The 26,078-nt window shown below is 41.3% G+C and carries 19 protein-coding genes and 3 pseudogenes; 14 read left to right on the top strand and 8 right to left on the bottom strand.

What is annotated here, in order from left to right:
• The first annotated feature begins 82 nt into the window (after positions 1–82).
• The 3 genes and pseudogenes from HGD77_RS04345 to HGD77_RS04355 all read left to right on the top strand — a co-directional run.
• Positions 83–1,321: an MFS transporter gene (locus tag HGD77_RS04345; protein ID WP_005104684.1), complete on the top strand. Its 1,239-nt coding sequence runs from the start codon at positions 83–85 to the stop codon at positions 1,319–1,321.
• A gap of 136 nt (positions 1,322–1,457) precedes the next feature.
• A complete protein-coding gene (locus HGD77_RS04350; RefSeq protein ID WP_121980326.1) occupies positions 1,458–2,609 on the top strand; it encodes a porin in 1,152 nt (383 codons plus the stop codon).
• 147 nt (positions 2,610–2,756) lie between these two features.
• Positions 2,757–3,218: pseudogene (locus tag HGD77_RS04355) on the top strand (HAD family hydrolase); the annotation flags it as partial.
• A 3-nt stretch (positions 3,219–3,221) separates the two neighbouring features.
• Here the strand turns inward: HGD77_RS04355 and HGD77_RS04360 are convergent.
• Entirely contained in the window at positions 3,222–3,716 is a 495-nt protein-coding gene (locus HGD77_RS04360) for an IS630 family transposase (protein WP_004781677.1), read from the bottom strand.
• A gap of 47 nt (positions 3,717–3,763) precedes the next feature.
• Complete coding sequence (locus tag HGD77_RS04365) at positions 3,764–4,069, bottom strand: IS630 transposase-related protein (protein WP_000122230.1); 306 nt, start codon at positions 4,067–4,069, stop codon at positions 3,764–3,766.
• On the opposite strand from HGD77_RS04365, the gene HGD77_RS04370 reads away from it, so the two are divergent.
• Complete coding sequence (locus HGD77_RS04370; RefSeq protein WP_415877835.1) at positions 4,068–4,346, top strand: HAD family hydrolase; 279 nt, start codon at positions 4,068–4,070, stop codon at positions 4,344–4,346. The genes HGD77_RS04365 and HGD77_RS04370 overlap by 2 nt on opposite strands.
• Here HGD77_RS04370 and HGD77_RS04375 read toward each other — a convergent pair.
• Positions 4,343–5,020, bottom strand: a complete 678-nt coding sequence (locus HGD77_RS04375; protein WP_005104681.1) for a DUF421 domain-containing protein — start codon at positions 5,018–5,020, stop codon at positions 4,343–4,345. The two genes, HGD77_RS04370 and HGD77_RS04375, sit on opposite strands and share 4 nt — an antisense overlap.
• 483 nt (positions 5,021–5,503) lie before the next feature.
• Between HGD77_RS04375 and HGD77_RS04380 the strand changes: the two genes are divergently transcribed.
• The 6 genes and pseudogenes from HGD77_RS04380 (at position 5,504) to HGD77_RS16945 (ending at position 11,242) form a co-directional block, all read left to right on the top strand.
• Positions 5,504–6,190: a carbonic anhydrase gene (locus HGD77_RS04380; RefSeq protein WP_005104680.1), complete on the top strand. Its 687-nt coding sequence runs from the start codon at positions 5,504–5,506 to the stop codon at positions 6,188–6,190.
• A 198-nt stretch (positions 6,191–6,388) separates the two neighbouring features.
• Complete coding sequence (locus tag HGD77_RS04385; RefSeq protein ID WP_004282326.1) at positions 6,389–7,270, top strand: IS982-like element ISAba9 family transposase; 882 nt, start codon at positions 6,389–6,391, stop codon at positions 7,268–7,270.
• 43 nt (positions 7,271–7,313) lie between these two features.
• Positions 7,314–8,354, top strand: coding sequence for a hypothetical protein (locus HGD77_RS04390; protein WP_004279386.1), 1,041 nt, complete (start codon positions 7,314–7,316; stop codon positions 8,352–8,354).
• 95 nt (positions 8,355–8,449) lie between these two features.
• Positions 8,450–9,640 carry a molecular chaperone DnaJ gene (locus HGD77_RS04395; protein WP_168730718.1) on the top strand — a complete coding sequence of 397 codons (1,191 nt, stop codon included), beginning with the start codon at positions 8,450–8,452 and terminating at the stop codon, positions 9,638–9,640.
• Between the two features lie 55 nt (positions 9,641–9,695).
• A pseudogene (locus HGD77_RS04400) lies at positions 9,696–9,886 on the top strand (endonuclease domain-containing protein); the annotation flags it as partial.
• A gap of 228 nt (positions 9,887–10,114) precedes the next feature.
• Positions 10,115–11,242, top strand: a complete 1,128-nt coding sequence (locus tag HGD77_RS16945) for a hypothetical protein (protein WP_228747320.1) — start codon at positions 10,115–10,117, stop codon at positions 11,240–11,242.
• Positions 11,243–11,289: 47 nt separating this feature from the next.
• Here HGD77_RS16945 and HGD77_RS04410 read toward each other — a convergent pair whose 3' ends face one another.
• On the bottom strand, positions 11,290–14,184 hold the full coding sequence (locus tag HGD77_RS04410) for a valine--tRNA ligase (RefSeq protein WP_004279390.1): 2,895 nt from the start codon (positions 14,182–14,184) through the stop codon (positions 11,290–11,292).
• A gap of 175 nt (positions 14,185–14,359) precedes the next feature.
• Here HGD77_RS04410 and HGD77_RS04415 point away from each other — a divergent pair, with 175 nt between their 5' ends.
• Both HGD77_RS04415 and HGD77_RS04420 read left to right on the top strand, forming a co-directional pair.
• Positions 14,360–15,031, top strand: coding sequence for a hypothetical protein (locus HGD77_RS04415; protein ID WP_005104677.1), 672 nt, complete (start codon positions 14,360–14,362; stop codon positions 15,029–15,031).
• A 20-nt stretch (positions 15,032–15,051) separates the two neighbouring features.
• The gene (locus HGD77_RS04420) at positions 15,052–15,858 is read left to right on the top strand and encodes an SDR family oxidoreductase (RefSeq protein ID WP_005104675.1); all 807 of its coding nucleotides are present in this window, start codon (positions 15,052–15,054) and stop codon (positions 15,856–15,858) included.
• Between the two features lie 49 nt (positions 15,859–15,907).
• Here the strand turns inward: HGD77_RS04420 and HGD77_RS04425 are convergent, their stop codons facing one another.
• Complete coding sequence (locus HGD77_RS04425; protein ID WP_005261588.1) at positions 15,908–17,059, bottom strand: IS4-like element ISAbe18 family transposase; 1,152 nt, start codon at positions 17,057–17,059, stop codon at positions 15,908–15,910.
• 300 nt (positions 17,060–17,359) lie between these two features.
• Between HGD77_RS04425 and HGD77_RS04430 the strand changes: the two genes are divergently transcribed.
• On the top strand, positions 17,360–18,634 hold the full coding sequence (locus HGD77_RS04430) for a glutaminase (RefSeq protein ID WP_005104674.1): 1,275 nt from the start codon (positions 17,360–17,362) through the stop codon (positions 18,632–18,634).
• Positions 18,635–18,748: 114 nt separating this feature from the next.
• Here HGD77_RS04430 and HGD77_RS04435 read toward each other — a convergent pair.
• The 3 genes and pseudogenes from HGD77_RS04435 to metH all read right to left on the bottom strand — a co-directional run.
• Positions 18,749–18,916 (bottom strand): annotated as a pseudogene (locus tag HGD77_RS04435) (DAK2 domain-containing protein); the annotation flags it as partial.
• A gap of 36 nt (positions 18,917–18,952) precedes the next feature.
• On the bottom strand, positions 18,953–19,885 hold the full coding sequence (locus HGD77_RS04440) for an IS5 family transposase (RefSeq protein WP_138742945.1): 933 nt from the start codon (positions 19,883–19,885) through the stop codon (positions 18,953–18,955).
• Between the two features lie 168 nt (positions 19,886–20,053).
• A complete protein-coding gene (metH, locus tag HGD77_RS04445) occupies positions 20,054–23,740 on the bottom strand; it encodes a methionine synthase (RefSeq protein WP_155861851.1) in 3,687 nt (1,228 codons plus the stop codon).
• A 536-nt stretch (positions 23,741–24,276) separates the two neighbouring features.
• Between metH and HGD77_RS04450 the strand changes: the two genes are divergently transcribed.
• On the top strand, positions 24,277–25,896 hold the full coding sequence (locus HGD77_RS04450) for an inorganic phosphate transporter (protein WP_034439196.1): 1,620 nt from the start codon (positions 24,277–24,279) through the stop codon (positions 25,894–25,896).
• Positions 25,897–26,078: the final 182 nt, after the last annotated feature.

Raw genomic sequence — 26,078 nt, forward strand, 5'->3', positions numbered from 1 at the left:
GTTGTAAAATCCGGATCATTGGCAAAATGTATAGCATCTTGAATGCTGTTGAGCATTTTTACCTGAAGGACTTGGCTTGATTATGCGGAATACCTATATTTTACTGTTTTCGCTGTATTGGGCACAGGGGCTTCCGGTCGGGTTTATGACGCATGCCTTACCGGTGATTCTTCGGGCTGAAGGGGTATCACTGGCGCATATTGGTGGTTTTGGTCTGTTGATGCTGCCCTGGTCGATCAAAATATTTTGGGCACCTTGGGTTGATCGTTATGGATCGAGAGCAAAAGGTCATTACCGTAGCTGGATTATTCCCTTGCAATGGCTGTCGGTTGCCGTATTGATTGGACTTTCATTTCTACCGATTCAGGCCTTGAATCAGCCGCTGTATTTAGCGCTGTTTTTTATCACGCTTTTACTGATGAATGGCATTGGCGCGACGCAGGATATTGCCACCGATGCACTGGCAGTCAATATTCTGAAAAATGAACAGCAACACTGGGGCAATACCTTTCAGGTTATCGGTTCGCGTCTGGGATTCATTGTCGGAGGCGGGGCCATATTATGGTTGTTAGATCTGCTGCAATGGCAAGCCACCTTTCTATTATTGGCGGCTTTGGTCTTTCTTAATACTTTACCCATTTTACTTTTTAGAGAACCTCAGCATTCAATAATTATCACGCCATCTAATAAAGGACCTGTGCTCAGTAATATTAAAACCTATTTTCAATACTTCTGGTCAAATATAACCTTGGCGAGGTGGCTTCTGGTTTTACTGACCTTTAAAATCGCCGATGGTTTATCCGGGCCTTTATTAAAACCATTAATGGTAGATCTCGGACTGAGCTTTAGCCAGATTGGTCTTTATGTCACCATGCTGGGAGCGTTGGCTGCCTTGATTGGGGCCGGACTGGCGGGCTGGTGTCTGAAATACTGGTCGCGCAGCTCGAGTTTGATTGTTTTCTCAATTTTAAAAATATTAAGCTTAATGGCTTACGCCTGGCTGGCTGCCCACTATGAAGGGCAAAGTAAAGTACAAAACTGGATGATATATCTGGTCAATGCAGCTGAAGACATGATTTCTGCCATGCTCTTGGTGGTCATGTTGACCTTGGTCATGCAATATAGTCGCAAGCATCTGGCTGGGACAGATTTTACCTTTCAGGTGGCACTGATGGCTACGGTGAGTGGAGGACTTTATAGCCTGAGTGGCATTTTTGGAGATGCTTTAGGCTATCAAAATTATCTAAACCTGATCGTAATTGTGGCAATTATCTGTTTAATTCCAATTTTCCGATGGATGAAAATTGAAGAAAAAGTATAAAATTTCTAAATAATCAATTGTTTGGTTAAATATTAGCCTAAAGTACTAAATAGAATATATAAATATTAATTTAATAATTTTGTAATATAAGCGCCGTGTGTATTATTTGTTACAAAATAAATTAAGGATTTTTTTGATGAAAACTAAGTTAGCAACAGCAATTGCATTCAGCCTTTTGGCGGGGACAACTTTTGCAGCACCAACTTTCTATGGTGAGATTGATCTTTCTCTGGATCATGTACAAGCAGATAATAAAAATGGCGTAGAAGATCGTCATATTACTGACCTGAACTCTAATAACTCATTCTTGGGTTTAAAAGGGGATGAAAAATTAACAGACCGTTTAAGTGCGCTTTATCAAGCTGAATTTACCTTCTATGTAGACAATGGTGGAAGTACAGATACATTTGTACCGCGTAATCTTTTAATTGGCCTTAAAGATGAGAAGTTGGGTACGCTGAAAGCCGGTAAAATTGATACTCCAGTAAAACAACTATCATCTGTAGTAGATACATTTAATAACTATGTAGCTAATAATGCTGATGTCGCAGGTATCATGGCTGGTGAAAACCGTATCGATAATGTACTTGTTTATGAAACTCCTGCATTCAATGTGGGTGAAGGTAAGCTTGAAGCTAAATTACAGCTTGCTACAGGTGAAGGTAACGACACTATTAACTCGACGAAAGGTGGTTATACAGTTGCTGGCCGTGGTTTAGGTGATTCTTGGTCTTCTTCAGTTGTTTATAGCGACAAAACGTTCGTTGCTGGCTTAGGTTATGACAAAGCGATTCCATCACGCTTTTTAGGTCGTGGCTTCTTAAATGCAGACAATACAGCTCCACTTTTAGGTCAAGATGTTACAGCAAGTCGTAATGTTATAGCAGAAGCAAATACAATTCGTGCAATTGGACGTATCAATTTAGATAATGGTTTATCACTACGTGCGCTATATCAAAATTCTGATATTGAAAATGCCTCTGCTAGCCCGACAGCGAACCAAGCTGCAGCAGCAACTATTGATGATGCGCAAGCATGGTTGATTGGTGCGGAATATAACTTGCCAAATGCAAAAAACTGGACAGTAAAAGGTCAATATAGCTATAGCGATGTAACTTTCAATAATGCAAGTCCAGATTTTGAAGTAAACCAAATCCTTGCTGGTGTTGACTATGCATTCTCTAAACAGGTGAAAGTGTATGGTACAGCAGGTTATCTGACGGTTGAACAAGGCTCTGACGAAGACAAACAGATTCTTGTCGGCACAGGTTTCGAATACAAATTCTAATTTAGACTTTGTAAGCTAAGAAAAGGCGATGCTTTGGCATCGCTTTTTTTATGCTTAAAACAACAAAACTTAGCAATTTTATGTCTGATCTAACAAGTTTCGGGCTGTTAACATGATTGAAAGTTTCAGCATTTCGTTTTGAAAATTATGCCTATTCAAGCTGTTTTATTTGACCTCGACAATACCTTGACCCATCGTGATCTGACTGCACAGGCCTATAGCCGTTATCTGGCAGAATATTATGCGCCAGCATTGGCACAGGTCGAGCCTGACAAAATTATCGAGATTGTAAGGCGCATCGATAATGGTGGTTATCCTAAAAAAGAATTGCTGACCCATGGTGGTATCGGGGCTTCGGCTGCTTATGCATTATTGCAGGAACTACACTGGTTAAATCCTCCTAGCATAGAAGAACTAGCCCAGTTCTGGTTTAGCCAGTTTGGCCGTTTCGCCGTAGAAATGCCGGCAGCAGAGCAAGTATTAACGCAGCTGAAAGATGAGGGTTATCAGCTAGCCATTGTTTCCAATGGCGGACATGACACCCGTTTGAATACGATTCGGGGTTTGGGTATTGAACCTTATTTTGATGAGATCATCAGTTCGGGACTATAGTCAAACTACTTTATTATTCATACAAGATTCGAAAAAAACTCGAAATAACTCATCGACTGAGTCGATCAACCATTCTTTACGCTTACGTTTAACCCATGCCCACATGTGTTCTATAGGATTTAAATCAGGGCTGTATGCAGGAAGCCAAAGAATTTTATGCCCTTGTTGTTCCAATAACTCCTGAATATCTGCTCTTTTATGAAATGCTGCATTATCCATAACCACTACACTATTTTCTGGTAATGCTGGTATGAGGAATTGCTCAATCCAAAAATGAAAAACATCTGAATTGATTTTGCAGTCAAATAAACCGACTGAAAATAACTTACCCTCATGGATTGCTCCAATGGCATTGGTCTGATTCTTTAATTGCCAATTATATTGCCCTAAACAGGGTACTCCTTTTCGTGAGTAGCCATGAGGTCTATAATCATGTGACTTAAAACCACTTTCATCCAGATAAATAATCGGATGGTTTTTTTCTAATTCATTCACTTGCAGAATAAATTTATCCCTAAGCTTTGTATCTGCTTTAGGATGGCTTAACGTCTTTTTTTAACTGTAATATTTAAGCGCTTTAATGCAGCACCAATAGATGAAACACCACAATTAAAACGTGCAGCACGTTCATATTGATAAGCATCAGGATACTTTTCAACATCTTCACGTAAAGCATCATCGTTAATTTTAGAAGGTTTACGTACACGAGTTTTTTTAATCTCTATACGTTTCTTCCATTCAACAATGGTATTTTTATTAATTTCAAATTGTGCAGCTACCGCTCGAATAGAATAACCTTCCTCAAGCTTAGCTAAAATTTTACGTCTAAAATGTTCTGAATAACTCATTGCACCATTGTATTGGTTTTATAATGATTTGACTATAGTGGGTTTTAACAAACCACAGCCGGAAATATTCCAGATCACAGCAGAGCGTCTAGGCGTGCAACCTACACAGTGCCTATATATTGGCGACCATCCAATTAATGATGTACAAGGAGCTACAGAGGCCGGAATGCATGCATTATGGATGCAAGGCTTTCATGCAGATGCTGAACATATCCAATATAAAATTCAGCAACTGCCGGAAATTTTTGCGCATTTGCAGTTACTGAATCAGGCTTAAGTTATTCTTAAACAGTCAATCGTTTCGGCCCATTGCGCAGAATCACAGCGCGGACATTGCTGATCGGCGTGCGTAAGGGTTTGCACCTGCCCACAGTAAATACAGGCATATAATTGCCCCGCCTTAACCTGTTGCACTATAGAACAGCTTTTAGGAAAAAGTGGCAGCCCAGGCCGAACCTCATCCGATTTGAAAAACAGGATACTGAACTTACCGTCAGTTTCCAGTAAACCGGTGCGTACCTGACCGAGATGTTCTACACCTTGCTGGCGCATTTCGGCAAAGAATTCATCATGTGACATTTTACCTTTTTTAATTTCTTCAACGACTAGCACGCCATCTTCTACGATATAAATCGGTTTACCTTCCAGTAGGTCTTCAAACCATTGATATTTCATCATGAGCCAGGTGGTCAGGCGGTACATGATAATAATCACCGACATCACCAGAACTGCCTGAATCAGGGGAATATCTTCGGTAAACATCGGGTCACCGGCAATCGAACCCAAGCTCAAAATGATAGCGACTTCGAAGATGGAAAGCTGACGTACCCCGCGTTTTCCGGTCAGACGCAGAAACAGGATAATCATCGTGTACATCAGGGCACAACGCAGCAAAATTTCTGCGGTAAACTCCCAAGTGGTGTCATTTATAAATATGGTCGCCCAGTCCATTTAAATTCTTTATCCTTACTTTGCTCTTTGGCTCGAGTCTAGCAATATCAGTATTTTATTTGCTGCTGTGTTTATGTAAGTTTATGAATAAAGATAGATTCTATTTAAAAAAGAAGCTTGAGCTTAAAAATACAGCTATTTAATTTATTCAAAATAAGATAGAGATTTCATGTAAATAACGCATAAAAAATCAGCAGATTAAATTTGAAGAAGATCACATTCTTTGCTGTCTATTTTTAAATCTATAAAATTATTATCCATTTGAAATCTATCAATATAAATTCTGAATAATGTGTTTTGAATACCTGGGAGTGTTTAGAAATTTGTAAGCAAATCACTTCATTTCTATAAACATCTGTAGTTTGTGGCCTGAAAAATAGAGTGATTACACCAGGTTAATAAACTGTTTTTAAATTAGAAATTGTGATTTTGACTTCCAATAAGGGATGTATTGTGAAAAAAATATTCACGCTTTTAACGGTTATGGGTTTAAGTACAGCGGTCTGGGCAGATACGGAGTGGGATTATACTCAGCCTGAGCAATGGTCGACTTTGAGCCAGAAATATTCGGCCTGTAACGGTCTGAACCAGTCGCCAATCAATATTGAGCGAACAGTGAAAGCAGAACTGGAACCGCTCAAGTTCAGCTATAACACCATGATTCATGCGATCGAAAATAAAGGTCATACTGTTCAGGTGGATTTTGCGCAAGGTGGTGAATTGCAACTGGATGGCGATACCTTTGTACTGAAGCAGTTTCATTTGCACAGCCCGAGTGAAAACCTGATCAAGGGTAAAAGCTATCCACTGGAAATCCATTTTGTCCATTCCAATGCCAAAGGTGAGCTGGCTGTGGTGGGGATGATGTTTGAACAGGGACAGGAAAGTCAGATGCTCAAACGCATGTGGAGTCGCCTACCAAAAAAACAGGGTGAAAAAGTGGTTTTGAAAACGCCACAAGCGGTGAATCAGATGTTGCCTAAGAATCTGGATTATTATCGCTTTAGCGGCTCGCTGACCACACCGCCTTGTTCTGAAGGCGTACGCTGGCTGATCCTGAAGGATATTCAGCAGGCTTCTGCCAAGCAGATTTCGGAATTTGCCAAACTGATGGGACACCCAAATAACCGTCCGGTGCAGTCCTTGAATGGCCGTGTAGTGCTGGAATAATCAATATGAGAGCGAAAAAGCAGACTTTGGTCTGCTTTTTTTAATTCTGATACAAATTTCGAAAGGGCCGGTTGAAAAGAACTATGTGGCGAAAGCTGAAAGAATTACTATAGATACCCCAATCTCAACTTTTTAAGTGATTGAAATAAAAAGGACATAACCCTATTTTAGTTTCCACCAAGAAATTAAAGCAAAGTTATGTCCATTGAAGAATTTATCATTTTTGTCTATGTAATCATAGAAGAACTTTATCCCATTGTTGTTACTCAGCCCCTGAGAACTCGTGGTTTTCCGCCTGCTGTTACTGATGCAGAAATCATCACTATGCAAATAGTAGGTGAATTTCTTGGTTTAGATACAGACAAAAATATTTGGATGTATTTCAAAAACAATTGGTTAGAATGGTTTCCAAAATTAGGATCTTATCCCAATTTCTGTAAACATTGTGCAAACCTGTGGCATGTCAGTCAATCCATTATGGCACAGCTCATTCAGCGTTATGGTTCAGATAACATTCACTTTATTGATGGCTTCCCACTCCCTGTCTGTAGTTATACCAGAGCTAGAAAGCATAAAAACTTTAAAGAATACGCAGGTTTTAGTTATTGTGCTGCAAAACAAGAAAAATATTATGGTTTCAAAGCTCATATCGTCATTAATCTTTCAGGCATGATTTCGGGTTATACCTTTGCACCTGCTCATTGTGATGAGCGAGATGTTGCACCTGAAATTACGAATGATATTTACGGTTTACTGGGAGCAGATAAGGGCTATTTAAGACCAGAATTGAAACGATATTATGAATATCAGGGTATTGATTTACAAACACCCTTTAGAAAAAACATGATAGATTTCAGACCTAAAGAGACACTGCAAATACTGATGAAAGCCAGAAGAAAGATTGAAACAGTGATTGGTCAATTAACAGATCGCTTTCACATTCAGAAAGTGAGGGCAAAAGATCTATGGCATTTAACCCACCGCATAACTCGTAAAATTCTGTCGCATACAATTTGTGTGGTGCTAAATAAAAAGCTTGGTCATTCACCAATTCAATTCGAAAATCTTATTTTAAGTTGAGATTGGCGTATAGATAGTATTTCCTATTGGTCTTTCCGCTGCCATGCTCTTTGACTTGAAAACCATGATTCAGCCATTTACAGCGCTTTCGCCACAGCAGAAGAAGCTGGATCATCTGATTGATAAAATCGAGCAACAGAAACAGGAATTACACCAATGGCAACAGGCTGAAGAAGAGCTGCAACAATATACCCATAAAACATTTATGCCGGTCTACCATGAATTGCATGGTGTACTGTTCAAGCAGCTGGAACAGCTCTGGAAGCACCTGCAGGAAACTACATTTTCCAAGGCAGAACTGGTGGTGCTGGATGAAAAGATTCAATACCTTGCAAATTATCTAAAAGACTCTCAGGCAATGTCGGTGCAACAAGCCCATAAAGTGAATGAAATTTTCACTTACTATCAGCAACGTGCCGAGCATGCCCAGTTCAGAAAAAGCCAAAAGAAAATAAATGAACTGGAAATATTCTTTAAGAATGAGAATCCCTCAGATCTTGCAGATGCAGAAGTATTTGAAGAATGGGAATCAGATCATTTTCAGCAGGCACGTGAGCAAGCCAGATTAAAACGCCAGCAGGAAAAACAGGAGCAGGCAGCAGCGATGGCAGAGCAGTCATTGAAAACCGTTTATTTAAAAATTGCTGCCATCATTCACCCTGACCGTGAAGTGAATGATGTCAAAAAAATCAAGAAAACTGAATTATTGCAACGTGCCAATGAGGCTTATGCAGAACAAGACCTGTTTACGTTACTGAAAATGCAACTGCAGATCGAGCAAGATCAGGATATTTCACAAAAAGGTTTAAGTGCGGAGCAACTAAGATTCTATCAATTGGCTTTGGATGCACAAAGCCGGAAATTACAAGAACAGATCGATACCTTGATCCATAGATTGGTCTGGTCATCGAAAACCAGAATTGCCGTGAAAAAGGCGAAAGGGAAAGTTCAAATTGCTGACCTGTATAAGCAGATTGATGAAGATACTTCAGCCATTAAACAGCAGATTAAAGTCGAAAAAGAACGCTTGATGTATATCAAAAAGGTGAGCGGCTTGGAGATGTTTTTAAGGCATGGGATTTAATGAAGTAAAAAGTTTTTTACTCTCTAAACCAACGGTCTTAGGTATTCGTTATGTTAAAATAATGAGTTGAATAGCATTTGTATTGAAACAAAGTAATGAGCATTTTAGATTTAAGCTTATATCAAGAAACTGGAAATTTATCCCCACAACAAAAGAAGTTTAATCGTCTGATTTTAAAAATTGAGAAACTTCAAGCATCTTTGTTAGAGTGGCAACAAGCACAACAAAAAGTACAGCAGGATGCAAGTGCAGAACTATTGCCATTATATAGCAAATGGCATCAAGTTTTATTTAGTCAATTAGAAGTACTTTGGCAATATAAACAATCGCATAAATTTGCTAAAACCCATTTACAGCGTTTAGATGAAAAAATTTCGATTTTAGCGAGTCTGCTCTTAGATAATCCTAATCTGTCTGAACAGCAACATGAATTGGCGATAGTCATTGCTAAATATTATAACCTTTTAGAAGAGAGCTCTAATTTTCAGACGGTTACATCGCAAGCAGAGAATTATTCTCATCCAGAGCATGATGCTGATGAAATGATGCAGAAACAAGTGATGAAGGGAATTCTTGCAGATCAATTAGGTGTGTCTGAAGACTGGATTGACTTTGATTTTGATCTCGAAAATCTTGAAGAATTTATGCAAAAAGTAAAAGCCAAATTTGATCGAGAAGAAGCCGATTTTATTCAAAATCAACTGAATGATCGTGAGCGTGAAGAATATCAAAAGTTTGCCGAAAAAGAGAAAAAGAAAATTTTAAAGAAGCAAATGCAACTTGAAGATGCAAAAAAAATGGTAGGGCAGTCATTAAAAAGTATCTATTTAAAAATTGCCTCAGTGATCCATCCTGACCGTGAGCGAGATGAGCAAAAACGCATTGAAAAAACTGAATTATTACAGCAAGCCAATACGGCGCTAGAGGAAAAAGATTTACTAGCTCTATTAAAGTTACGTGCTTATACAGAGCAAGGTGATCAAAAACAAGCAGTTAAAATCGCAAATGAACATTTAAAATCTTATAATCTATTGTTAGAAGAGCAAATTGAGCAATTGCAGTTTGAGGTAGATAATATTATTTACTCATTTGATTGGGAGAGTTCAGGTTTCTATAAACAGACCTTTAAACCTGTGGATTTGGCTAAAAAATACCAACGTGATTTGAACGAAATTCAAAAAAAAATATTACGAGATGAACAGTGTTTAAATGATTATAAGGATTTTGATTATTTTAAAATTTTACTTAAAAATAGGGCATTTAGCTGGTCATTTGACTCATTCTAAACTTAATTTTTTTAACCAAAGCATCATAAAGCTATGATGCTCTTTTAAAATAACAATGAAAATAGATCCTCAATTATTAGAATTCGCCAAATCCATGCGCCACACCGCCACCGATGCAGAACATCTGATATGGCAAATTCTACGTGCCAAGCGATTTATGAATCTTAAATTTCGCCGTCAGCATGTGATCAAACCTTATATTGTGGATTTTACTGCCATGAAATTGGTTTGGTGATTGAGTTTGAGAGTAAGTAAAATTGAGAAATCATAAAAAACTTGATTTTTAAATTTTGATTGCTATTATCAAATATAGGTGTCCACCTTACTTACACACGAGTAAAAAAAGACAAAAATCTATTTTTATATTGAATAGTCTATTCTTCTTAATGTTTTCTTTATTTTGTTTCACTATTAGATTCAAAAGTTTAAACGTGTGTCCAAATTTGATTCTAAGAAACAACTTTAAGGATAAACATGTCTACGATCAGCGCATTAGCTTTTGAAATACAGCAAACTACTAAATTTCATGATATTGAGATTAAACGTTCTTATATAAATGAAATAGTTGCAGCACTTTTTGGATTTAAAACTTTTAATAGTTTAAAACTAAGTTCTTACCCAATTTTTACAGATTCAATCGATGACCAGTTGGATGGAGAGTTATTTGAAAATCGCTGTGAGGAATTAAACGTCTCAATTGCGCTAGCACCTTTTTTTCAAAAGCATCTTTCAAATTATCATTTTTTATATTTAACAAATGAGGAAATGAGTCAGCTTGTTAGACATGCTTTGGATGATGATTCACTGCATGACAATGTTTTAGAACGGCTGAAAAAAACCTTTATAGAGTTCCCTCAGGTTTCTATTTATCCATATTTGATTGCACAATTTTATAGTGATTGTGAAAGTGATTTTGATGAGCAGAATAAAGATATGAATTATCTTTATCATAGATATTTGCAAGGTAAAGAAATTAGTCCAACTTGGAAAGCAGGCTTAGATAATTTTATTAAAGAAAAAGAACGTAATAATGAATATAAAGATAACTATATAAAGTATTTAAAAATTGCTGCTCATTTAGGAAGTTTTCCTGCTCAGCTAGAACTTTATCAATTTGGAGATAATGATCATTACGTTGATGACGACGATTTTGATGAAGATATGTATGACTATAGTCATTCAAATTATCCATCAGATATAGAATTGGAATTAGCAAAGCGTGGTAATGAAGAATGCCTAAGAGATATATTTGATCGAATCGTCTGTGATGGATTCGATGAAATCAAAAAATTAAAAGAGAATGATTTGATTGAAGCATGGAAATGGCAAAAATTTGCTCATTATTTTGGTCATGATTTAGCTCAAGGTAATTACAAGACAGAAGCAATATATGATCAGGGTAATATTTTTGCAGCCGAAAGTGGTCGTCATGATATACATTTGCCAAAATTAACATTAGAGCAAGAAAATATAGTCGATCGAGAAGTAAATAAATTAATTCATTTTTATGAAAATTTAAATGAATTCACTTTTACTCGTTATTTAGATGATTCTTCTTATATCAATTGGGAGGATGAGGATTTTGATTGGGAAGAAGAGTAAATAAAAATCCCCTCATTTGAGGGGATTTTTTGAATCAAATTACAGCATTAAAGCGCTGCAATCTGCTCCATATTCGCTTTAATCTTCGCTAACTGATCAGCAAACTCAGCAAGTTTCACTTTCTCGCCTTCAACTACAGCCGCAGGTGCTTTTGCCACAAAACCTTCATTCGAAAGTTTAGTCGCAATTTGGTCATGCTGTTTTTGAACCTTGTCCAAGTCTTTTTGCAGACGACCCAATTCCGCTTTAGGATCAATTAAGCCCTTCATTGGAACGAATACAGACACGTGACCCACAACAGATGAAGAAGACAATGGTGGTTGTTCAGCATCAGCCAAGAAGGTAATGCTTTCAACTTTTGCCAATGCTTTGAACAACGGTTCAATACGTGCAATCTGCGCTTTTTCAGCATCCGTTGTGTTTTGAAGTAGAACAGGCAACAAGCGTGCATTACCTAAGCCCATCTCACCACGGATGTTACGTACCGCACCAATCAAACCTTGCAGCCATTGCATATCTGCTTCAGCCTGGTCATTAATCAATGCTTCGTCAGCAGTTGGGTACTGCGCAAGCATGATGGTTTCGCCAGCGATACCAAGTTTAGGCGCAAGCGTTTGCCAGATTTCTTCAGTCAGATAAGGCATCAACGGATGAGCCAAACGTAAAGACGCTTCCATCACCGCAAGCAATACACGACGTACTTCAGCTTTACGCTCTTCAGATACGTTTTCATCATTCAGAACAGGCTTAGTCAGTTCGACATACCAGTCACAGTATTCATTCCAGATGAATTCGTAAATCGCTTGCGCAGCCAGGTCTAAACGATAGGTTGCAAATGCAGTTTGTACCGCAGCAGTCGCTTTTTGTAGACGGCTGACGATCCACTGTTCAGGCAATTCCCAAAGATCAGGACGAGCCGTTTGACCAACCGTTTGACCTTCGACATTCATCATCACGAAACGCGTTGCGTTCCAGATTTTGTTGGCAAAGTTACGGTAACCTTCAACACGTTTCATATCGAACTTAATGTCACGACCGGTGTTTGCAAGCGCGCAGAATGTGAAACGAACTGCATCCGTACCGTAAGATTGAATACCTTCAGGGAATTCTTTACGCGTTGATTTTTCAATCTTCGCTGCCTGTTTCGGGTTCATCAAACCCGTGGTACGTTTTTGTACCAGTGTTTCAAGATCCACACCGTCAATCAAGTCTAATGGGTCAAGCACGTTACCTTTAGATTTAGACATCTTCTGACCTTCGCCATCACGTACCAAACCGTGAACGTACACAGTTTTAAATGGCACTTGTGGCGTACCATCTTCATTCTTCATGAAGTGCATGGTCAGCATGATCATGCGGGCAACCCAGAAGAAGATGATGTCAAAACCTGTCACCAGTACATCTGTTGGGTGGAATGTATTCAAGAAGTAGTTGGCTTTGTCTTTTGCTTCGTCGCCAGTCCAACCTAAGGTTGAGAATGTCCAGAGACCTGAAGAGAACCATGTATCCAGTACGTCTTCATCTTGGTTCAATTGAACATCGGCAGGGATGTTGTTTTTCGCGCGAACTTCCGCTTCATCACGACCTACATAAACATTACCTTCCGCATCGTACCAAGCAGGGATACGGTGACCCCACCACAATTGACGCGAGATACACCAGTCTTGGATGTTGTTCATCCAAGCCATATACATGTTGCTGTACTGCTCAGGAACGAACTTGATACGACCGTCTTTAACCGCTTCAATGGCAGGTTTCGCTAGCGGCGCAATCTTCACATACCATTGGTCTGTGAGTAGAGGTTCAACAATCACGCCTGAACGGTCACCGCGAGGTGGTTTCAGCGTATATGGTTGGATCTGGTCTAACCAGCCTTCAGCTTCCGCTTGTTCAACAATCTTCTTACGTGCTTCAAAACGCTCTAAACCAACATATTCACTAGGCGCAGGAATGGTTTTAGAAATTTGCTCGCCGGCTTTCGCGATGTATTCAAACTCAGCCAACACTTCAGCATTTTTGTTGAAGATATTGATGATTGGCAATTCGCAACGTTTACCCACTTCATAGTCATTGAAGTCGTGTGCAGGGGTGATTTTTACACAGCCTGTACCGAATTCTTTATCGACATATTCGTCTTTAACGATAGGAACCGCACGACCGGTAATTGGCAGGATAATATTTTTACCCACCAAATCTGCATAGCGTTCATCATCAAGCGCAACGGCAACAGCTGTATCACCAAGTAGTGTTTCAGGACGAGTGGTTGCCACAACGATGTGATCTTTACCATCGTGCGTGCGTAGTGATTTATCTTCAAAGAAGTATTTAAAGTGCCACAATGAACCTGCTTCTTCTTTATCAGACTCAACTTCTAAGTCAGACAGCGCAGTTTGTAATTTTGGATCCCAGTTCACCAAACGTTTGCCGCGGTAGATCAGACCTTCTTCGTGCAGTTTTACAAACACTTCTTTTACCGCGTTTGATAAACCATCATCCATGGTGAAGCGTTCACGTGACCAGTCAACCGAAGAACCTAGGCGACGAATTTGACGGGTAATGTTACCGCCAGACTGTTCTTTCCATTCCCAGACTTTTTCGATGAACTTTTCACGACCCAGGTCATGACGGCTAACCCCTTGCGCACCCAACTGACGCTCTACCACCATTTGCGTTGCAATACCTGCGTGGTCAGTACCCGGTTGCCATAAAGTATTTTTACCTGACATACGGTTAAAACGGGTTAAGGCATCCATGATGGCATTGTTAAAACCATGACCCATATGCAGGCTACCCGTGACGTTTGGTGGCGGAATCATGATACAGAAAGATTCGCCTTTTTCAGACGGCTTAAAGTAACCACGCTCTTCCCAAGTTTGGTACCATTTTTTCTCGATCTCGGTCGGATCGTAGGTTGTCGCGATATTTTGCGCTGAGTCAGTCATAGTCTAAACAGATCAAAAGTGAATGAAAAATTGCATCTATTGTAGCAAAAAAAATAGTGCGTGCGGCAGCTTAACCAAATGCAAACTTTAGCCAATTGGCATGTATAGCAACTCATCGTATGATAGAACGATAAAAAAACGCGACTCATCGCAGCATATCAAAAAGGATAATAAGATGAGCTATAGCATTTCCCTGAAGCTTCAACCCGAAACCCATCAGCGCTTTAAAGACCTTCATTCCAGATTAAATGCCGGCGAGCGAGACAGTCTTGCCAGACCCTTAGGTGAAAATCTGGCCGATATGGCCTGTGAAATTATTGACCAGATTTTTGGTCAGGTGGTGCAGCTGGCCAATTCACCGGACAGTGATTCCGAAAAAGTGATTCAGCAGATTATGCATAACACCCGTAAATATATGCCGTGGTCGGTTTCGTTGTTTGGCAATGAGCGGCTGATGCCTATGGTGAACTATTTGCATCGCATGACCTATGAGTATCAAGGTGATGCTTTTGTCCGTTATCCGGTAGAAAAATTGCTGGTGATGGAACTGCTCGGCTGTATTGACCAGATGAAAAATGGTAATCACCAATATGTATCACCCGCTTTAAAAGCCTTTACTCAGGTGGTCGATCAAGGGGTGACGCATTTAATCCGTGAACCGAAAAAAATGTTGAAATTTAATGTCGTGGTCGATAAAACCTTGAATGGGGTGATTCATTTAACCACCCAGTTAGGCTATAAACGTTTTGACAAGCTCGGTAGCATCTATGATGCCGATACGATGAGTTATTATTTTGAGCATTTGCTGGCATTTCTGGAAGATGAAATGCCGTACCATATTCATTAAAACAAGGGAAAGAGGATTTCATGGCGAAAGTTGAAGACTTAAATGGAAAAGTGGTCTGGATTACCGGCGCATCTTCAGGGATTGGCAAGGCGATTGCCCAGCAATGTGCTGCACTTGGGGCACAGGTGGTACTGACTGCACGTCGGCATGAAGAACTGGAAAATGTTCGCCAAAGTCTCACTAATCCAGATCAGCATATTTCAGTCATTGCCGATATCACGGATGAAAGCCAGGTTCGTCATGCCTATGAACAGGTTTTGCAACAAAAAGGCCGGATTGACTGGCTGATTAATAATGCAGGACTCAGTCAACGTGCCCTGATTCAGGACACCACCATGCAGACTGAACGCGCCATTATGGAAGTCGATTATTTCTCGCAGGTATTTTTGACCAAAACCGTACTGCCAACTTTTCTGGCACAAAAATCCGGCCGTATTGTGTTTATTTCCAGTGTTGCAGGTTTGCTCGGTACACAATATCGCGCGTCTTATTCCGCAGCCAAAGCAGCAATTCATATGTGGGCCAACAGCCTGCGTGCTGAAGTGGCAGATCAGGGGATTGGCGTATCGGTGATTTTCCCCGGTTTTGTTCAAACCAATGTGTCCCTGAACGCCTTAAACGGTGAAGGAAAACCGCAAGGACATCCGGATGAAGCGATTGAAAATGGGCTGTCCGCAGAAGATTTTGCGGTTCAGACTGTACAGGCTTTGCAGAACGGCGAAGAATATATTGTGATTGGTGGCAAGAAAGAAAAACTTGGTGTGCTGGTTTCGCGTATTTCACCAAAAGTTCTGTACAAGATGATCCGTAAAACCAAAGTAAAATAAATCATCCAGAGTAAAAAGGGCAGTAGCGCCATTGCTGTCCCACAATTTTTCACAAGAGGAAGCTCATTTGAGCTTCCTCTTGTTTTATGGGTATTTTATCGGGTGAAAATAAAGCTTTTAAAGTTCTTCTTTCAAACAAATTCACTTGAATTATTCTGAGTAAACGTTGAACTGTCCAACCTGTTTTTCCTAAATGTTGAGCGAAACTCACCAATAAATAGGCGATCATCGCAATCCAGATTTGTGTCTGAATTGCGTTCCTGCTGCGGCCTAGAAACGCTTTTAATTTGAGATTCTGCTTAATCGCCTTAAAGAACAGCTCAACTTTCCAACGATCTTTATAAATCGCCGCAATGGTGGAGGCGGCTAAATGAAAGTTATTGCTGAGAAAGCTAAAGTGCTTGCCACTTTGCTGATCTCTATATTCAATTCTTCTTAACACTGGGGCTTTTCTTTTTAGGGCATGTGCGCTATTCAGCTGAATGGTTTCATCTTTTAGAATACCTTTGGATTCAAGCACTGGATGTTGCTGGATCACCTGATACACAGATTTAGGCCTAAAACGTGTGACAAATCCAATGTTTTGAGCAGTCAGATTTGCATACCATTGGTAATCGACATAGCCTTTATCAAAAACTACAATGCTGCCAGCAGGAAACTGGAATTTACGGCCTTGTACCATGTCATTTTCTTTGCCATTTTCAACTGCAACAAACTCAGGAATATCATTGCTGTGATTCAATCCTATGCTGAGTTTCATGCTGGCTTTTGAGTTGTGAACTTTGGCCCATTCACATAAGGAAAGCGACAGGTCAATATGACTGGCATCCAAGGAATACAAGGGATTCTTAAAGCGAAATTTATGAGCTACTTTTGAGTGTTCATAGTATTTAAGCAACTTGTAAAATAGCTGTTGATACAAGGCAGCAGGCTGCTGCTCATTGATTCGTGCCAGCGTGCTTCGGGGAATAGACTTTGCTCCGAGATGACTTAGCTTTTCCTGTTGGCACTCCAAATTGGATTGAATATCTCTCAGACTTTGTCTACAAGAGAATTGAGACATCAATATGGCAATAAACTGATCCCACCGGGAAGCCGCTCTAAATTTCTGTCCAACATGGTGTACTTTAGCAAGTTGTTCAAAATCCTGTCGCACCACAGGTTTAATTAGCTCATGAAATACGGTATTCTGATGTGACAAAACCTGAATCCTGGTCGTTAAAGTGTTTGTTTGCACTCATATTTTAACTGTTAGGACTCAGGTTTTTTTATTTAAAGCAAACTATGGGACAGCAGTGGCAGGAGCGCCCTTTTTTATGTCTCTTAAAACATCAATAAAAATAACAATACTTAAAAATGCAATTCATTTCTGGAGAATTGCCCATAAAGGGAATGCAGCCGATAACATGGATATGCAGAAAATTACCTTTTCACTCTGGTACTTAAGCCAAAAGCCGGTATGTTAATTAAAAATAACAGCCAACTGGAATAAGCTCATTCGATGAAAACCCCGGTGCCCGATTATCTCCAGCATGTATTAACGGTCTGTCATGATAATGATCAGGGCGCTTTGGCTGACTATATCCCTGAACTGGCAGCGGTAGATCCAAACAAGTTCGCCTTAGCGCTGACCACGGTGGATGGCACGATTTATTCCACGGGGGATGATGAAACCGAATTTACCATGCAGTCGATGTCCAAGCCTTTTGCCTATGCCTTGGCATTGCAGCATTTGGGAATTTCAGCAGTACTGGAAAAGGTCGGCGTTGAACCTTCAGGGGAGGCTTTTAATCAGATTTCACTGGATAAAGAAACCAATCTTCCGAAAAATCCAATGATTAACTCGGGTGCGATCACCACGCATTCTTTGATTCCGGTACAAAAAGGCATTTCACGTGCGGAATGCTTGCGCCGTTTTTTAAGTGAGCTGGCAGGCCGTCAACTGGAATTCGACAAGCAGGTGTATAAGTCTGAAGTCAAAACTGCATTCCGGAACCTGTCGATTGGTTACATGCTGCGAACTGTAGGTGTGCTGGATTCGGATCCTGTGGAAATCGTAAATGGATATATCAAGCAATGTGCGATTAAAGTGACGGTCAAAGATCTGGCAAATATCTGCAGTGTGCTCGCCAATGGCGGTGTTCAGGCCAAAACTGGCAAACAGTTGTTAGAACGTGATGTAGTACGTCAAGTGCTCAGCGTGATGATGACCTGTGGCATGTATGATGCGGCGGGTGACTGGCTGACGACGGTCGGAATTCCTGCCAAAAGTGGTGTATCTGGCGGAATTATCGGGGTATTGCCTGGGCAAGTGGGAATTGTAGTTTTTTCTCCTAAAATTGATGAGCATGGGCATAGTGTGCGTGGTGTGGATATCTTCGAGCGTTTGTCGCGGGACATGGGCTTGCATCTGATGGAAGGGACGCCATCGGCACAGACCATTTTGCAAAGTCGTTATATGGCAGGTAAGAACAATGACATTGTCGTGTATGAGCTGCGCGGCGTGTTGCAATTTACCGAGTCGGAAATGTTGCTGCGGATCTTGCAGGATGAGCCAGACGCTAAAACACGTATAGTCATAGACCTGACCAATTTGACTCTGATTCATGATGTGGGTGCACGTATGTTATTTGAAGGGGTCAAACGTTTACAAGCAGCTGGACACAAAGTGGTGGTCATTGATTCAGAAGGTGTATTGAGTGAGGAACAGGTGAAAGGCAATAAGCGGGTAGTAGTGACAGAAGAACTAGAGCGCTATTTGGACAAGTTTCATTAAGCCACATCCATAGGAATGAGTATGCCTTTCATTACTTGCGCTTTAAAACTTGCTCAGTAGAGGAAATGAAATATAAAAAAGCCCCGATGATTCGAGGCTTTTTTAATGAACGATTTATTTAATATGTTCTGCAATATCTGTAAAGATTACACTTAAGCCATGTGCACCTGCATCCGGATAGCCCAAGCTACGGTCACCGACAGTTCCGGCACGTCCCATACGTGCCACGATATCTTTGGTCGATTCCGCACCTTTTACCGCAGCCGGGCTTTGTTGCACAAAGATTTGAAATGCAAAGCGCCCCTAATTGAGCCAAATTTAAGGCGTAACTTGGGTAAGTGGTCGACCTAATTCCGTAAATCTGTTAAGGACTGCTACACGTGCATGGATCTCATTCACTTGGCTATCAAAACTCCTTGCACTGAGTTTATCTCCTAATAATTTGATGCAATGCATCTTAGTTTCAACCAAACTTCGCCGATGATAGCCTGACCATTTTTTCCATAGTGTCCTGCCTAAACGCTTAACTGTTCGAAGTAATTCATTTCGCTCTAGCGAGCTAATCTTTGTATCTTTCCATGGTTTCGCATTTTTTCTAGGTGGAATCACCGCATGCGCTTGCCGATCTGCAATGACCTGACGGCATTGCTTGGTGTCATAAGCTCCATCGGTATAAACAGAGTCAATCTGCTCATCTTGTGGAATCTGATCAAGTAAATCACCAAGCACCTGTGAATCACTGACATTATTGGTTGTAAGCTGAACTGCTCGTATTTGTAGGGTTTTAGCATCTATATCAATATGAAGTTTACGCCATTGGCGACGATATTCAGGTCCATGTTTCTTGCGTTTCCATTCGCCCTCACCTAGAAACTTCATGCCTGTAGAGTCCATGAGTAGATGCAGCCCATCGCTACTTTTTTGGTAGCTGATTACAATATCAATATGCTTTTGTCTTCTACAAAGCGTGGTGTAATCTGGAGCTATCCAATTTAATCCGCAAAGTTTAATCAGACTTTGCACAAAGCCAGTAACCATACGTAAAGACAGACGGAATAAGGATTTAATCATTAAGCAGCATTGGATGGCTGCGTCGGAGTAGGTTTGATTTCGCCCTTGTTTGCCTTTTGATGGCGCATACCATTGCGTAGCAGGATCAAACCAAATGGCAATATTTCCGCGACTCATGAGTGCTCGGTTATATGCGGGCCAATTGGTTGTGCGGTAGATTTTGTGTGTAGGCTTCTTCATTTGAAAATTATATCGCTGAAAAACCCTTTACAGATAGGTTTGTGCAACAAAGCCATTTGATACGCGAAAGTCCCTCTTTCTTAAATAGGGATTTAGGGAGATTAAAAATCTAAAAACAAAAAAATCCCCTCAATCGAGGGGTTTTTTTATATCGAAACTAGAGAATTCTTAAACCACAGAATCATCCAAATTCGGCGCTAACCAACGTTTCGCTTCATCCAAGGTCCAGCCTTTACGCTTCGCATAATCTTCCAACTGGTCGCCAGAGATTTTACCCACGTTAAAATATTCAGTTTCAGGGTTTGCATAATAGAAACCACTGACTGATGAAGGTGGCCACATCGCAAAACTTGTTGTTAAGTACGTACCAATCTTGTCGGTTGTACCTAACCAGTCAAACAATGGCGCTTTTTCAGAATGCTCCGGACAAGCAGGGTAGCCCGGTGCAGGACGAATGCCGACATATTTCTCTTTGATCAAATCATCATTTGAAAGCTGTTCGTCTGCTTGGTAGCCCCAGAACTCTTTACGAATACGCTCATGTAAGTGCTCTGCAAATGCTTCTGCAAAACGGTCACCCAAGGCTTGAACCATAATCGCGTTATAGTCATCACCTTTGGCTTTGTATTCTTGCGAAAGTTCTTCCGCACCAAAGATTGATACAGTGAAACCACCCAAGTAATCCTGAGCTACATCTTTTGGCGCAACAAAATCAGCCAGAGAGTAGTTCGCTTTACCTGTCACTTTGTCAGACTGCTGACGTAAGTGCTCGAAGCTATGCGTTACATTGCCCGCTTCATCTACAACCGCAACGGTATCTGCTGCTACACGGTTTGCAGGATAAATGCTAAACGTCGCACGTGCATCAAAACGTTTATTCTCGATGATGTCTTTCAGCATTGCTTGCGCTTGTTCAAACAAATCACGTGCAGCTTCACCCACCACTTCATCTTCAAGGATTTTCGGGAATTTACCCGCCAAGCTCCATGAAATAAAGAATGGCGTCCAGTCAAAATATTCCACCAAGGTTTCAAGCGGATAATTTGTGAAAGTTTCAGATCCAATGAAGTTTGGTTTAACCGGTGCATTCTTGTCGAAGTCGATCTTGAAGCCGTTTTCAACTGATTCTTGATAAGATAATTTCGCTGCTTTCGGTTGCTTATTGGCAAGGCGGGTACGAATTTTTTCATAATCCGCGGCATAGTCAGCCAAAAGCTTAGGTTTCATTTCAGGAGAGAGCAACTGCGTTGCTACACCCACGGCACGTGAAGCATCTGCGGTGTAAAGCACGCCATCATTATGATATTGCGGTGAGATTTTTACTGCGGTATGCGCTTTAGATGTGGTTGCACCACCAATCATCAGTGGAATGTTAAAGCCTTTACGTTGCATTTCTTTGGCAACAAACACCATTTCATCCAATGACGGCGTGATCAGACCAGACAAACCGATGATATCAACTTTTTCATCAATCGCAGTTTGTAGAATCTTTTCGCATGGCACCATCACGCCAAGGTCAACGATGTCATAACCGTTACAGCCTAATACCACACCCACGATATTTTTGCCGATATCGTGTACATCGCCTTTCACCGTAGCCAGCAGGATTTTACCTTTGGCCTCAGCTTGGGTTTTCTCGGCCTCAATGAACGGGTTCAACCACGCCACAGCCTGTTTCATCACACGCGCAGATTTCACCACTTGCGGCAAGAACATTTTACCGGCACCGAACAGGTCGCCGACTACGTTCATACCCGCCATCAATGGACCTTCGATCACATCGAGTGGGCGTGTAGAGTTTAAACGTGCTTCTTCGGTATCTTGGTCGATATAAGTCGTGATGCCTTTTACCAACGCATATTCAAGACGTTTTTCAACAGACTCATTACGCCATTCCAGATTTTCTTCGGCTTTTTGCGTACCACTTTGACCACGGTATTTTTCAGCAACAGCAAGCAGTTTTTCGGTTGCTTCCTGACCACTTTCACCCTGGTTCTGGTTTAATACAACATCTTCAACCGCTTCTTTCAATTCTTTATCGATGTCATCGTAAATCGCCATCTGACCGGCATTTACAATACCCATAGTCATGCCTTGCTGAATAGCATGGTACAGGAACACCGAGTGAATCGCTTCACGCACCGGTTCGTTACCACGGAACGAGAACGATACGTTGGATACACCACCAGAAATCATCGCATTTGGCAGGTTCTGTTTAATCCAGCCAGTCGCTTCAATAAAGTCCACACCATAGTTGTTGTGTTCTTCAATACCGGTTGCAATCGCAAAGACGTTCGGGTCAAAGATAATATCTTCAGACGGGAAACCCACTTCATTCACCAGAACATCATATGAACGTTTGCAGATTTCTTTTTTGCGCGTAGCTGTATCGGCCTGACCATCTTCATCAAATGCCATCACGATGACCGCGGCACCATATTGACGGCAGAGGCGGGCACGTTCGACAAACTCGTCATGACCTTCTTTCAGGGAAATCGAGTTCACCACGGCTTTGCCTTGCACACATTTCAGGCCCGCTTCGATAATCTCCCATTTAGAAGAATCCAGCATGATTGGCACACGTGAAATATCCGGCTCAGAAGCAATCAGATTCAGGAAATGCACCATCGCACCTTGTGAATCGAGCATGCCTTCATCCATGTTGATGTCGATGATCTGCGCACCGGCTTCAACCTGTTGACGGGCAACATCAAGTGCTTCGGCGAAGTTTTCTTCACGAATCAGACGCAGGAATTTTTTCGAACCGGTGACGTTGGTACGTTCACCGACGTTCACAAACAGTGAATCTTTGGTGATGTTAAATGGCTCTAAACCGCTTAAACGACAGGCAGGTTCAATTTCAGGAATTTGACGAGGGGTAATGCCTGCAACAGCATTTGCAATCGCGCGGATATGATCCGGCGTAGTACCACAGCAACCACCGGTAATATTAATTAAGCCACTTTCTGCAAATTCTTTAATAAAGGCTGCAGTTTCTTCCGGCGTTTCATCATATCCACCGAAGGCATTCGGCAAGCCAGCGTTTGGATGTGCTGAAACAAAGGTATTGGCAACGTCAGACACGGTTTTAACGTGTGGACGCATCGCATCTGCACCTAGGGCACAGTTAAAGCCGATAGAAAGTGGCTCTGCATGGCGCATCGAGTTCCAGAAGGCTTCAGCGGTTTGACCAGTCAATGTACGACCTGATGCATCCGTGATCGTACCTGAAATCATGATTGGCAATTCATAGCCCAATTCTTTAAAGACTTCTTTCACTGCAAAAATTGCGGCCTTGGCATTCAAGGTATCGAACACGGTTTCGATCAGGATGATGTCTGCACCACCTTCGATCAAGGCTTTGGTTGATTCAATATAGTCAACTTTGAGCGCATCAAAAGTGATGTTACGGAACGCCGGGTCATTCACGTTTGGAGAAATAGAGGTGGTACGCGATGTCGGACCAATCACACCTGCCACAAAGCGTGGTTTTTCAGGCGTTGAATATTTGGCACAGGCTTCTTTGGCCAGACGCGCTGCTTCACGGTTAATCTCGGGAACCAGATCTTCCATGTGGTAATCCGACATTGAAACGCGGGTACCGTTAAAGGTGTTGGTTTCAATAATGTCGGCGCCAGCTTCCAAGTAAGCTTCATGAATGCCTTGAATGATTTGTGGCTGAGTCAGCGCCAGCAAATCATTATTACCTTTGAGATCATAGGCCCAGTCAGCAAAACGCTCACCACGATAATCGGCTTCTTCCAGTTTATGGCGCTGGATCATAGTACCCATCGCACCATCGATAATTAAAATTCTTTTGGCAAGAAGTTCTTTTAAAGTGGTAAGTGTAGACATTCAAACTTTCTCAGCAGAAATCAAAAAAAACGACGCTAATCTTAGCAGATTAGTTGGCTGATTTCTGCTGAGATTGCTCAGAATGATGGATAAGCATGATATGAAAATTTGATAAGTCATCTAGAAAAACAACAAGTTTTAACATCCGGATCAGAAAATATTGCAATCTCTAATCTGATTCGATGTCTTTGAGACAGTAAACAAAATCAAAAAATTAAGCTGATGCTTTCATTCATGAAATTGTCATATTGATGGCTTATGCTGTGCAAATGAAACTTTTGCTCAGCTTGATGACAGGCAGGGCGTAAATCGTTTTGGTAGCAAAATATGTTGAGTTTTTAAGCTTGAAGAAGCTGGAATCTTATCTTAAGTAAATGATTTATAAAATCAAAATCTAGTGTTTTAGTCGGAATTAAACAGGACGAATAGCAGCAAGAAAATCCAAATAATTGCTTCATATGACAGCAGTTTGTCATATAATTGTCACAATTTAACTGAACAATATGGGGATTCTTGAATCCTCTATTCCTGCTTGCATGAATCCTAATCAAACTCCCGTAGATTCAGCACACGGGTCGGCTTCCCAAAAGTCGACCAATGTTCATGTGCCAACACCGAAATTTTTTATGCCGGTGTTCCTGACTCTTATTATCACTACGCTGATTTATATCGGCTTCCAGTTGTCTGCAGATTTAGCGCATGTACCGGCCTTAGGCTTGTATTCAGTTATTTTGTTAGCGACGGCACTTTTTATTGCGTTGAGTTTTGAGTTCGTCAATGGCTTCCACGATACCGCCAATGCAGTTGCCACGGTCATTTATACCAACGCACTTTCTGCTCCCGTCGCAGTGATGTGGGCCGGCTTCTGTAACTTCCTTGGAGTTATGGTGGCCAGTGGTGCGGTCGCTTACGGCATTATTGCGTTATTGCCGGTCGAGCTGATCATGAATGTCGGCTCCGGAGCAGGCTTTGCCATGGTCTTTGCCATGCTGATCGCAGCAATTCTCTGGAATCTGGGAACCTGGTTTCTCGGTATTCCGGCATCCAGTTCACATACCCTGATCGGTTCGATTCTGGGTGTTGGCATCATGAACTATATTCTGAATGCCGGTACTGGCGCTTCAGGTATAGACATGGAGCAGGTGATGAAAGTCGGTAAGGCGCTGTTATTCTCGCCTTTAATCGGTTTTGCATTTGCTGCGATTGTGTTCTTGCTGGTGAAAAAAATCTTCAAGCGTCAACTGGAACTGTTCCAGCCACCTGAAGGTAACAAGCCACCGCCACCATTGATTCGTGCCATGCTGATCTTTACCTGTACTGGGGTAAGCTTTGCCCACGGTTCAAATGACGGTCAAAAAGGTATGGGCCTGATCATGCTGATTCTGATCGGCTGTGTGCCTTTGGCGTACTCGCTGAACAAAAATCTGGATGCACAACATATTCAGTCTTTTGGCCAGTTATCTGCACAAACTGCGGATGTGATCTATCCAAATCATCAGGATATTCCGGATGAACAAGCCCGTGATGTCATCACCAAGTACATTCAGACCAAGGAAATTACCCCTGAAGTCGTGCCTGCCTTGGCAAGTTTGACGGATCATCTGGGTGAAAAAGTTGGTAGCTATACCAGTATTAAGGATGTTCCTGAAGCTCAAGTGTCTGAATTTCGCAACGACATGTACCTGAGCACCACAGCATTTAAACGTCTGGATAAAGCAGAAGCTTTACCAACAATGAGTGCTGCACAGGAAAAAACAGTAGATGAATACCGTGACAATCTGGATTCATTCCTGCAATACATCCCGACCTGGGTGAAAGTGGCGACAGCCTTGGCACTTGGTCTGGGTACGATGGTCGGCTGGAAGCGTATTGTCGTGACTGTCGGGGAGCGTATTGGTAAACAGCATATGACTTATGGTCAGGGTATGTCTGCCGAACTTGTTGCGATGTCAACCATTGCGGCAGCAGATGGCTTTGGTATGCCGGTATCCACTACCCATGTATTGAACTCTGCAGTAGCAGGTACCATGGTGGCGAACAAGTCAGGTCTGAACTTCCAGATGGTGAAAACCATTCTGTCTGCCTGGGTCTTTACCTTGCCAGCAACGATCTGTCTGTCAGGCGGTTTGTATTGGGTACTTTTAAAAGTGTTCTAAGTTATTTAGACATAAAAAAAGCTGCTCTAGAGCAGCTTTTTTTATGGGTGATTTTTACTTCTCCCTAACCCTCACTTGCGCTTCGTTTTAAAAGTGGTGCTTTAAAACTTGCTCAGGAGAGGGGACTACATTAATTATTCAAATAAAGAAAATTTAAATTAAATAGTATTCATTTTATTAGA

The organism is Acinetobacter sp. NEB149, from assembly GCF_012516415.1.
GTDB lineage: Bacteria > Pseudomonadota > Gammaproteobacteria > Pseudomonadales > Moraxellaceae > Acinetobacter > Acinetobacter lwoffii_V.